Below are 9,861 nucleotides of genomic sequence, written 5' to 3'. Positions count from 1 at the left end.
CTCACGCCCCCGCAACCGGACCCACCCCGCCGTCGACAGTTTCCAGTGATCTGTCGGGAAGGCACGGGGTCGGATCCCGTTGCTGCGCAACGGGCTCTGACCCCAGATAGTTTCTGACCCCAGATAGTTTTGGATATCTGACAGATGTGTCGACCAAGGTCGACACCTACCAACAGCAGAGGGGAACTGTCAGAGGTGGGGCGGTGTCGGAGTGCGGGGTGTCAGCCGCATGGATGCGGCTGCCAAGCCTACAGGGACGTACTTGCGGCGTCCCCGCATTCCGACACCGCCCCGCCATCCCACGGAATGCCCGCTTTTGCTTTGGACGTTGCCGTTGCATCGAGCGGGTGCAGGGCGCAGCCCTGCCAACTACAACCACCGCCCCTGCACCACCACGCGCCGTTCGACCGGCACGCCCGCCACCGCCGCCGGGCCGTGATCGGCGCGCACCGCCACGAACGTGGCCGGCAACCCTTCGCCAATACCGTACTGCGGCAGCCCGATCACCTGCGCGGCATGCGTGGTCACCATGTCCAGCGCCAGATCCAGATCGGCATCGGTGTAGAAGCCTGAGCGGTAACCCAGCAGCATCGCCCGCTGCAGCAGATCACCATTGCCGTAGGGCCACCAGCAATCGCGGATGTTGTCGTTGCCGGCAAACACCCGCACCCCGGCATCATGCAGCGCACGCAGCGGCGGGAACGGATGATCACCCGGCGCATTGCTCATGATCGCCACCCCCGCGCGGGCCAGCACGTCGCCCACCTGCAGCGCGCGCGCCAACGGCACCTCGCCCAGCGCGTAGGCATGGCTGACCGCCACCCGCCCCTGCAGGCCCGCCGCTTCGGTGCGCGCGGCAATGCGCAGCAGCTGCACCAACCCCGTCTCACCCGGCTCGTGCAGATGGATGTCCAGACGCACCGCGTGGCGCTCGGCCAGACCGAACAGCAGCGCAAGCTGGCCGTCGGCATCACCATCCAGGGTGCTGGGATCGATGCCACCGAGCACCTGCACGCCAGCGTCCAGCGCCTGCTGCAGCACCGCCGCGGTGCCCGGGCAGGACATCACCCCCGCCTGCGGGAACGCCACCAGCTGGATCTGCATGCGGTCGGCGCAGCGCTCGGCCGCTTCGCGTACCGCCTGCAGATGCTGCAGGCCGGTACTGCCGTCGATGTCGACATGGCAGCGCATTGCCACCGTGCCGAACGCACTGCACTGGCGGATCAGCGCCTCGGCCCGATCGACCATGGGTGCGGCGGCGGCAACGGCCTTCTTTTCCACGGCCAGGCGCTCACGCAGGCTGGCCACCGGCTGGTGCGGGTGCCAGCGGTCACCCACGAAGCTCTTGTCCAGGTGAATATGACCATCAACCAGACCCGGCAGCACGGTGAACCCGGAAAGATTGACGCTTTCAGCCCCTTCGCCCGCGCCAGCCGTGTCGTTCACCGCCTGGAAGCGGCCATCACGGATATGGAACTGCAGCGGCGCGCCGTGGCGATCCACCCCACCGTGAACGAATTGAAGGGTCATCGGTCTCTCCACAGGTCAGAACAGGCGGCCATCGTGCGCCTGCCCGCTGCCATCGGCCAACGAAATATGGCGATGCCAGCCATTCGATGCGGCGATGGCGGCCCGACAGCCACACGCTGCGGGCACGCCTGAACAGGTAACATAGCGCTCTGTTCCCGCTGTAGATGCCGCATGGGCCCGTCCGACCGCCACGATCGCCTCCGCCGCTGGCAGGCCGCGTCCCTGTTGGCCGCCGCGCCGATGGCCAGCCTGTCCGCCAGTGACGCCCCGGCCACCGCCCCGCCGCCCTCCCCGCCCGGGCAGCAGCGCGCTGCGGCGGCGGTGCTGGTCGAACGGCTGCACCAGCGGGTGCTGTCCGGCCAGAGCGCCACGGCCACCCTGGAAAGCTGGTGTGCCGAGCATGGCCTGGCCGATCAGGCACGGGTGCGTGCGGTGCGCGTGCGCGGCCAGGACAAGGCGGCCCCGGCCGAGGTGCTGCGCGCACTCGGTGCCAGCGATGGCACGGCCGTGCGCTATCGACGCGTGCAGCTGGTCTGCGGCAGCCGTGTCCTGTCCGAGGCCGACAACTGGTACCTGCCCGCGCGCCTCAGCCCGGCCATGAACCAGGTGCTGGACAGCACCGACGAACCCTTCGGCCGCGTGGTCGGGCCCCTGGGGTTCCAGCGCCAGACCCTGGCCGACCAGACCTTCTGGCCGGCCCGCAGCGATGGCAGCCACGGCGTGATCCTGGAAGTGCGCGCCCTGCTGCGCGACCGCCAGCAACAGCCGTTCAGCTACGTCATCGAGTCTTACAGTGCGCATGCACTGCCGTAGCGGCGTGCGCGCCGTTCACGCAATCTGCAACATATTGGATGGCATTCGGCCCGCCGTCGCGGCAAGGTCGGATGCATGTGTACCGAACCCGTCCCCTCGCCCGTTCCCGCGCTGCACCCGGTGCTGCGCCAACACCTGTTGCATCTGACCCATGGCAGCGTGTTCGTGCGCGCGCTGCACCGCAACGACCTCAACGACTGGCTGGGCCTGTGCGTGCAGCGCCGCGCGCGGCATGGCTTCGGCTGCCGCCCGGACGCCGACGTGCAGCTGCTGATCGGGGTACAGCGCTCGCGCCTGCAGTTCGACAATGACCAGCTGCTGCTGGGCGTGTTCGACGCCAGCAGCCGCCGCCTGCTGGACCAACTGGGCGTGCGCCTGCAATCGACGCAGGCGCGCAGCGCCGAACTGCACCCGTTCTGCCAGGCGCCCTGGGGGGGCACGCAGTCCCTGCGCGACACACTTCGCGCCCTGTGCCCGTTCCTGTTCGAGCAGGTGGGCCTGCACCGCCTGTATGTGCTGCTGCCGGCACAGACCCCGCAGGCCGTCGCATCGGTGTGGAAAGATGCCGGTTTTGAACAGGAAGGCGTGCTGCGCGGCCAGCACTTCGACGGCCAGCACTGGCAGGACCGGCACCTGCACGCGCTGACCGCGCCGGACTGGCGCCGCCGCCAGGACGAAACCGGCTAGCGCACGCGCTCCAGCGCCTGGCCGGCGCCGGTCAGCACCGAGCACGCATGGTCCTGCAGTTCCTCGGCACTGGCTTCGTTGCCGCTCACCGGATCGACCCGGGTCGCCAGCAGCACGAAGCCAGGCGTGCCCTGCACGTCCTGGCGGCCGGCCACCAGCAGGCTCCACTGGCCTACCTCTGCCACGCCGCTCAAGCCGTAGGCCAGCAGGTTCAGTGGATTGGCGGTCAGTTCCGCACCGGGCAGCACCCGCGCCTGATAGGCATGGCCACGCAGCGGAACCGGCAGCGGCGCCCATTCCGGCCCAAGCGCAGCGGCCTGTGCGTCCAGCGCCTGCAGCACATCGGCGCGCAGGCAGTCCACGTGGATGTGCAGCTGGTGCTGCGAACGCCCGTGCGGCGAGTTCAGCGCCAGGCTGGCCACCTCGCGCGGAAGCGCCCGGCCCAGCGCCCGTTCGCTGTGCACGCGGGCCTGCCACGCCGCAGCGAAATAATTGGGGACACCGCGCCGGTACAGCGCCGGGCTTTCGATGCCGCTCACCTTGTCCAGCGGCATCAGCAGGAACTGGTAGTCGCCGTGCGTATCCTTGACCAGCACATCGCGCCGGTCGGCCGCTTCATCAACCTGCAGACAGCTGCCCTGCGGCCCCTGTGGATTGCGGCAGTCGCGCTGGATGACCCGCCACAGCGCATCGGAATGGGCCGGCGGTGGCGGCGCACTGGCACAACCGGCCAGAGCGGCGAGGGACAACAGCAGCAACGAACGCGGGAACACGGCAGGATCCGGACAGGCGGCGGGCCATTCTACCGGCTCCCGGCACGGCCTCAGTAGGTGCCGAAGGGCACTTCGATCTGCAGCGGCGGGCCTGGTGGCACCGGTTGCAGGGTGTAGCGGTCCAGCGCGCCCTCTTCATCGGACTGCGGCAACCGCTGGAAGGTCAGCAGGTACTGCGCCTCGCCCCAACGCACGCGGGTGCCCGCGCTGTCCACCGCGGCCCCTTCGGGCAGCAGCAGGCCGCCCAGATCGCTGTAGGCGCCGGGCACATCGGCAAAGCTGTAATCCACCAGCTCATCGACCCGCTGCATGGCATACACGTGCGGCACATAGGGGCGCGCGGCACTGTGCATATTGCCCAGGTCGGCCACCCAGACCGCCGGCAGGTGGTACTGCTCGCGAAGCGCGTTCACCCCCAGCGAGGGGCTGGCCACCTGCAGGCAACACACCGTGCGCCGACCCTCGCGGTCCAGGATCGCGAAACGGTCGCCGCGGGTCGCCGCCTGCGGCAGCATGGCGAAGGCCAAGTTGCGCTGCGCCGGGACATAGCCGGTTTCGGTCTGCAGGTTGCGCCAGGCGCCGAACGGCGCGCCGTCCGCCACCGGCGTCGGCTCGGCCTGGGCCTGCGCGAGCGCCGCCATGCCCAGGCTCAGCACACCTGCCAGGAACCGCGAGGAGTGGACACGGGCTGCCTTCATCTGCGATCACACGCCTGCGCCGGAAAGGCCCGGCCCTGCCCATCGACGCCGCGTCGACACACCGCGCACTATGCAGCGTGGCGCCGGCACCGGCAATGATCCCATCGCTGTGTGCTGCACCACGGCGGTGCTATCGTGCAGCCATTCCCCTGCGCAGGAGCGCCCGCATGACCGCCATCCGCCTGTCCCTGCTGCTGCCCGCCTCGGCCCTGCTGTTGTCGGCCTGTGTCAGCACGCCTGGCCCGCAGGTGAGCGGCAGCGGCCAGTGCAACGCCAGCACGCTGGATTGGGCCGTCGGCCAGCCCGCAGACGAAGCGAACATGCGGCGCCTGTCCCGCGAAAGCGGCGCCGGCCTGGTCAACCCGATCGGACCGAACACCATCACCACCCGCGACATCCGCCCCGACCGCCTGCGCGTGTTCGTGGACAAGGACAACATCATCACCGCCGCCCGTTGCGAATAGCACCGCGCCCGCCCGCCGGCCCTGGCCCCGGAATTTCGTAGAGTCGAGCTTGCTCGACTGCTCTTGCTCCGGAATTTCGTAGAGTCGAGCTTGCTCGACTGCTCTTGCTCCGGAATTTCGTAGAGTCGAGCTTGCTCGACTGCTCTTGCTCCGGAATTTCGTAGAGTCGAGCTTGCTCGACTGCCTTCGTTCAGTCGAGCAAGCTCGACGCTACAAATCCGTGTAACCCGAGCAATCCGGCAGCGTCTGGTCGGGCAGATATGCGCCACCGCTGAAGCGGAACGTGCGCACGTAGGTGCATGCCGGGTCCTGCTCGGTGCGCAGGTCCTGCTTTGTCAGTGGCGGCTTGGCCAGCGAATCCTGGCTGCGCGAGACACCGGCCGGGTAGCGCGTGGCCACGGTCTGGTAACGCAGTATCGGCATGCCCGTTGCAGCGGCATCCAGCGCCAGCCGGGCAGAGAATCCGTAGGTGTCATGGCAGGCGCCCGCACGCTGGCGGGTGTCCTGCTCGCTGAAGCAGGCGCGGATCTGCGCATGTCCCTGCCAGGCCACGCCCAGCACATCGTTGTCGACCTGGATGCCGTCCTGCAGATGCCGCAGCCGCGCCAGCTGCAAGCGTGAGGCGTCGGCGCCGCCACCGGAGTACATCGTGCTGACCTGGCTGATGCCGCCGACCAGCACGTTCTGCCGCGAACGCTGCTGCGGATCGGCCACCACCTGATCGGCACCCACGCCCGCCGCCATGCGCACGATCCACGGCCATACCGACAGTTCGCCGTCGGGCGGCAGATCGATGCTCACGTGGTAGGCGTGCGGCTCGCGTTCGCCCTCCACTTCTTCAAGGACTTCCAGCACGTTCGGCCGCCCACCGTCCGCAGAGGCCGGCTGCACGCGCACGCACCAAACGCCATCGCGGGTGCATTCAAACAGACCGGAGGGCCCGCCGCCTTCGTCCGCCCGCAGCACCTGGCCCAACGGTTCCAGCACATTGCCAGCCGCGTCGCGCTGATGCGGGAGGATCGCGGCCTGCGCCAGGGTAAGTGCCGGCGTGGCCAGCAACAGCGCGGCCAGCGCCGCGCGGGACATCGTGATGTGCATCATCGCTCCATGATAGTAGAGTCGAGCTTGCTCGACTGCTCTGGCTTCGGCATTTCGTAGCGTCGAGCTTGCTCGACTGCCTTCGTTCAGTCGAGCAAGCTCGACTCTACCAAAGCGCTGCAATCCCGCCCCACCAAAGCGGTGCAATCACACCCTATCCGAGGCGCTGCAATCACACCCGCCCCATCCTTTCGCCTTCGAAGTATGGCCGATGCCGGGGTTGAACGTATTGCTCGGATCCAGCTGCCGGTAGAACGCCGCCAACGCCGGCTTGGCCGGGTACAGGTGGCCCACGTTGTGCTCGGCCGGATACTCCGCCCCGCGCGCATCCAGCAGGGCCCACATCGCATGTTCGATCGCCATCGGGTCTTCGCCCTTGCGCGCGATGTAGTCCTGGTGGAACACATGGCAAAGGAAATGGCCGTAATAAAGCTTGTGCAGCAGGCGTCCGTCGATATCCGCCGGCAGCGTCTCGAACCAGTCGGCGTCGTCGCGGCGCAGTGCGATATCCAGCGCCACGATGTCCTGCACCTGGGCGCGATGCACTTCACGGTAGCGCACGGCAGCGCCGGCAACGGCGAACCGATGCAGGAAGGCCTTGCGCCCTTCGTCTGCCGTGCAGCGGAAGAAGCCGCCCTCGTGGTTGGCGAAACACTCGCGCAACCAGCGCTCGGTCTCTGCAGCGTCCTGCGCCGATACCTTCAACAGCAGGTGATGCTCGTAGCGCTGGCGGAACTCGCCCATGCGCGCCGGCAGGTGCGAGGGCAGCAGTGCGGTCAGTGCCTGCATCGCCCGGTCGGTGACGCCGCGCAGTCCGATCCGCTCGAACCAGCCATCCACCCGGCTTTTCAAGGCAAAGGCCGCCGGTACGCGCGCGGTGCCCAGCCGGTCGATCAGCAGGAAGGTGTCTTTGCCGTAGCGCTCGCCGATGTCATAGGCATCACGGTGGATGTATTCCCCCGCGATCGGCAGGCGCTCGAAACCGGTCAGCAGCTGGCGGCGGAGGGCCGTGAGCGTGGCGGTGTGGTTGCTGCCGATATAGAACACCTCGGCCGCTTCCTTCTCGAACGTATCCAGGCGCACCGCGAACACCGCCAGCTTGCCGGCAGAACCAGCCGCTTCGAAATGGCGGCCGGGGTCGGCATTGAAGCGTGCCGGCGTATCGGCATCGACCTTGCGCACGTCGTCGCCATAGAGCTGGTCGGAGGCCGCCCGGCCATCACCATCGCCCACGTCCGTAGCGCTGTACTGCCCCGCCTGCAGACGCTGCAGGATCTCCTCGGGCGTATCGCCCAGGGCGATGCCCAGATGGTTGACCAGCTGCAGCCGACCCTGCGCGTCCACCTGCGCATACAGCGCCAGTTCGGTGTACGCAGGGCCGCGACGCACCAATGCACCACCGGAGTTGTTGCAGACCCCGCCCAGCACCGAGGCACCAATGCACGACGAGCCGATCACCGAGTGCGGCTCGCGCCCCAGCGGTGACAGTGTCTGTTCCAGCCGGTCCAGGGTTGCGCCCGGCAGGCACAGCACCTGGTGGCCACCGTTCAACAGCTGGATGCCAGTCAGCCGCAGCGTGCTGATCAACACGATCGGGCGCCCATAGTCATCGCCATCCGGGGTCGAGCCGCCGGTCAGGCCGGTGTTGGCGGCCTGCAGGATGATGGCCGCTCCACCCTGCACGGCAGCCTGCAGCACGCGCCACAGTTCCAGCAGCGTGCCAGGGCGTACCACCGCCAGTACCGGGCCTTCACCGAAGCGGTAGCCGCGGCGGAACCGGCGCGTGGCGCGGTCGCCGGTCAGCACGTGGCGATGGCCCACGGCGTCGCGCAGCTGCGCCAACACGGCAGAGGCATCGCTCATGGCAGGCGCACCAGCGAATCGCGGCCGATATCGGCAATCCGGCGCGCGCCGGTCAACGTCATCGCCACCCGCATCTCCTTGGCGATCAGGTCCAGCAGGTTGGTCACCCCGGCCTCGCCCTGGGCCGCCAGTGCGTACACGAAGGCACGCCCCAGCAGGACCGTGTCGGCGCCCAGCGCCAGCATGCGCACCACGTCCAGGCCGTTGCGGATGCCCGAGTCGGCCAGGATCTTCAGGTCGCCCTGCACCGCATCGGCAATGGCCGGCAGCGCCCGCGCGGTGGACAGGACGCCATCGAGCTGGCGACCGCCATGATTGGACACCACGATGCCATCGGCACCGAACTTCACCGCATCACGTGCATCGTCCGGGTCGAGGATGCCCTTGATCACCATCGGCCCCTTCCAGAACTCGCGGATCCATTCCAGGTCCTTCCAGGAAATGGACGGATCGAAGTTGCTGCCGAGCCAACCGATGTAGTCCGCCAACCCTGTCGGGTGGCCGCGGTAGGCGGAAATATTGCCCAGGTCGTGCGGGCGGCCGAACAGACCGACATCCCACGCCCAGTGCGGATGGGTGATGGCCTGGCCGATGCGACGCAGCGGCGCATTGGGGCCGCTCATGCCCGAGTGCGCGTCACGATAGCGCGCGCCGGGCACCGGCATGTCCACGGTGAATACCAGCGTGGTGACGCCCGCCGCCTGCGCGCGCTCCAGCGCATTGCGCATGAAGCCACGGTCGCGCAGCACGTACAGCTGGAACCACATGGGGCGCTGGATGGCCGGCGCCACTTCCTCGATCGGGCACACCGATACCGTGGACAGGGTGAAGGGAATGCCGCGACTGTCGGCCGCGCGCGCCGCCTGCACTTCGCCGCGCCGCGCGTACATGCCGGTCAGGCCCACCGGCGCCAGTGCCACCGGCATCGCCAGCGTCTCACCGAACAGCTCGGTTTCCAGGCTCAGGTCGGACATGTTGCGCAGGATGCGCTGGCGCAGCGCGATGTCGGACAGGTCCGAAACGTTGCGCTTCAGCGTGTGCTCGGCATACGCACCACCATCGATGTAGTGGAACAGGAACGGCGGCAGCCGGCGTTGCGCGGCGGCACGGTAATCGGTGGAGGCGGAAATGATCATGGGGTCAACCGGAAGTCATCAGCCGTGCGGGGACGGTAAACGCGAGGCCCGTGCACGCCGGGCTTCGTTGTCATCGAGCGTGCGCAGCGTGGTGTGCACGAATTCAAGGTGGGCATGCGCGGCGGCGCGCGCGCGCTCGGGGTCACCGGCCAGCACCGCATCCATCATTTCGCGGTGCTGGTCGGACAGCGGCGAGAACGTCCGGGCCGAGGTGTACAGCTTCTCGCGGCTCTGCGAGATGTTGGTCTGCAGCAGTTCGAACAGGCCCCGCATCACCTGCAGCAGCACCAGGTTGTGCGATGCCTCGGCGATGGACAGGTGGAAGGCCGCATCGGCTTGCGCCTCGCCGGCAGGGTCATCCTTGCCGTGCGCGTCCATCATGGTCTGGAACGCGGCCGCGATGCGCGCGCGGTCCTCATCGGTCGCGCGCAATGCGGCGTGCCAAGCGGTGGCGCCTTCCAGCGCATGGCGGATCTCCAGCACATCAAAGCGGTATTCCGGGTCGCCCTGGAACAGCGGCAGGTACGGTGCCAGTGGCTCGTCCAGCGTCTGTCGGGCGCGCGCGGCCGGTGCAGCCACGTAGGTACCACCGCCCACCCGGGCCGTCAGCAGGCCCTGGCTGGCCAGCTGCGCGATGGCCTCGCGCAGCGCGGTGCGCGATACCCCCAGCTGCACCGCCAGGGCACGCTCGGCTGGCAGCCGGTCGCCCGGCTGCAGCTGCTGTTCCTGCACCAGCACGCGCAGCTGCGCGGCCACCTTGTCCGAAACCCGTTGCATGCTCATGGCGCCATTGTCGCCC

10 protein-coding genes are annotated in these 9,861 nt (G+C 68.5%); 3 read left to right on the top strand and 7 right to left on the bottom strand.

The features are described 5' to 3' along the window. Positions 1–369: 369 nt before the first annotated feature. The gene (locus tag AC06FA_RS18730; protein WP_478069594.1) at positions 370–1,530 is read right to left on the bottom strand and encodes an amidohydrolase family protein; all 1,161 of its coding nucleotides are present in this window, start codon (positions 1,528–1,530) and stop codon (positions 370–372) included. 171 nt (positions 1,531–1,701) lie between these two features. On the opposite strand from AC06FA_RS18730, the gene AC06FA_RS18725 reads away from it, so the two are divergent. Together AC06FA_RS18725 and AC06FA_RS18720 are read left to right on the top strand one after the other, a co-directional pair. Further along, entirely contained in the window at positions 1,702–2,343 is a 642-nt protein-coding gene (locus tag AC06FA_RS18725) for a hypothetical protein (RefSeq protein WP_478069593.1), read from the top strand. A gap of 75 nt (positions 2,344–2,418) precedes the next feature. Continuing rightward, a complete protein-coding gene (locus tag AC06FA_RS18720; RefSeq protein WP_478069592.1) occupies positions 2,419–3,030 on the top strand; it encodes a GNAT family N-acetyltransferase in 612 nt (203 codons plus the stop codon). On the opposite strand, the gene AC06FA_RS18715 is transcribed toward AC06FA_RS18720, so the two are convergent. Then, positions 3,027–3,803, bottom strand: a complete 777-nt coding sequence (locus tag AC06FA_RS18715; protein WP_478069591.1) for a CDP-diacylglycerol diphosphatase — start codon at positions 3,801–3,803, stop codon at positions 3,027–3,029. The genes AC06FA_RS18720 and AC06FA_RS18715 overlap by 4 nt on opposite strands. Positions 3,804–3,853: 50 nt before the next feature. Continuing rightward, on the bottom strand, positions 3,854–4,501 hold the full coding sequence (locus tag AC06FA_RS18710) for a decarboxylase (RefSeq protein WP_478069590.1): 648 nt from the start codon (positions 4,499–4,501) through the stop codon (positions 3,854–3,856). A gap of 167 nt (positions 4,502–4,668) precedes the next feature. Between AC06FA_RS18710 and AC06FA_RS18705 the strand changes: the two genes are divergently transcribed. After that, positions 4,669–4,965, top strand: a complete 297-nt coding sequence (locus tag AC06FA_RS18705; RefSeq protein WP_478069589.1) for an I78 family peptidase inhibitor — start codon at positions 4,669–4,671, stop codon at positions 4,963–4,965. 210 nt (positions 4,966–5,175) lie between these two features. On the opposite strand, the gene AC06FA_RS18700 is transcribed toward AC06FA_RS18705, so the two are convergent. From AC06FA_RS18700 to lldR, 4 genes are all read right to left on the bottom strand, one after another. After that, complete coding sequence (locus AC06FA_RS18700; protein WP_478069588.1) at positions 5,176–6,063, bottom strand: hypothetical protein; 888 nt, start codon at positions 6,061–6,063, stop codon at positions 5,176–5,178. Between the two features lie 147 nt (positions 6,064–6,210). Continuing rightward, positions 6,211–7,926 (bottom strand): D-lactate dehydrogenase, encoded by a 1,716-nt coding sequence (gene dld, locus AC06FA_RS18695; protein WP_478069587.1) that lies wholly within the window; start codon positions 7,924–7,926, stop codon positions 6,211–6,213. Further along, positions 7,923–9,062, bottom strand: a complete 1,140-nt coding sequence (lldD, locus tag AC06FA_RS18690; RefSeq protein ID WP_478069586.1) for an FMN-dependent L-lactate dehydrogenase LldD — start codon at positions 9,060–9,062, stop codon at positions 7,923–7,925. The genes dld and lldD overlap by 4 nt, the downstream gene beginning before the upstream one ends. An 18-nt stretch (positions 9,063–9,080) precedes the next feature. Next, entirely contained in the window at positions 9,081–9,845 is a 765-nt protein-coding gene (gene lldR, locus AC06FA_RS18685) for a transcriptional regulator LldR (protein ID WP_478069585.1), read from the bottom strand. Between the last annotated feature and the right edge of the window lie 16 nt (positions 9,846–9,861).

This window comes from Stenotrophomonas sp. Steno-C17 (genome assembly GCF_056393165.1).
The sequence above is the reverse complement of the archived record's forward strand: the minus strand, read 5'-3'. Positions and strand labels throughout refer to the sequence as shown.

Excerpts from the sequence above, each read along its gene's own strand:
- AC06FA_RS18705 (WP_478069589.1), top strand. The coding sequence starts at position 4,669 with ATGACCGCCATCCGCCTGTCCCTGCTGCTGCCCGCCTCGGCCCTGCTG.
- lldD (WP_478069586.1), bottom strand. The coding sequence starts at position 9,062 with ATGATCATTTCCGCCTCCACCGATTACCGTGCCGCCGCGCAACGCCGG.
- AC06FA_RS18710 (WP_478069590.1), bottom strand. The coding sequence starts at position 4,501 with ATGAAGGCAGCCCGTGTCCACTCCTCGCGGTTCCTGGCAGGTGTGCTG.
- lldR (WP_478069585.1), bottom strand. The coding sequence starts at position 9,845 with ATGAGCATGCAACGGGTTTCGGACAAGGTGGCCGCGCAGCTGCGCGTG.
- AC06FA_RS18730 (WP_478069594.1), bottom strand. The coding sequence starts at position 1,530 with ATGACCCTTCAATTCGTTCACGGTGGGGTGGATCGCCACGGCGCGCCG.
- AC06FA_RS18725 (WP_478069593.1), top strand. The coding sequence starts at position 1,702 with ATGGGCCCGTCCGACCGCCACGATCGCCTCCGCCGCTGGCAGGCCGCG.
- AC06FA_RS18700 (WP_478069588.1), bottom strand. The coding sequence starts at position 6,063 with ATGCACATCACGATGTCCCGCGCGGCGCTGGCCGCGCTGTTGCTGGCC.
- dld (WP_478069587.1), bottom strand. The coding sequence starts at position 7,926 with ATGAGCGATGCCTCTGCCGTGTTGGCGCAGCTGCGCGACGCCGTGGGC.
- AC06FA_RS18720 (WP_478069592.1), top strand. The coding sequence starts at position 2,419 with ATGTGTACCGAACCCGTCCCCTCGCCCGTTCCCGCGCTGCACCCGGTG.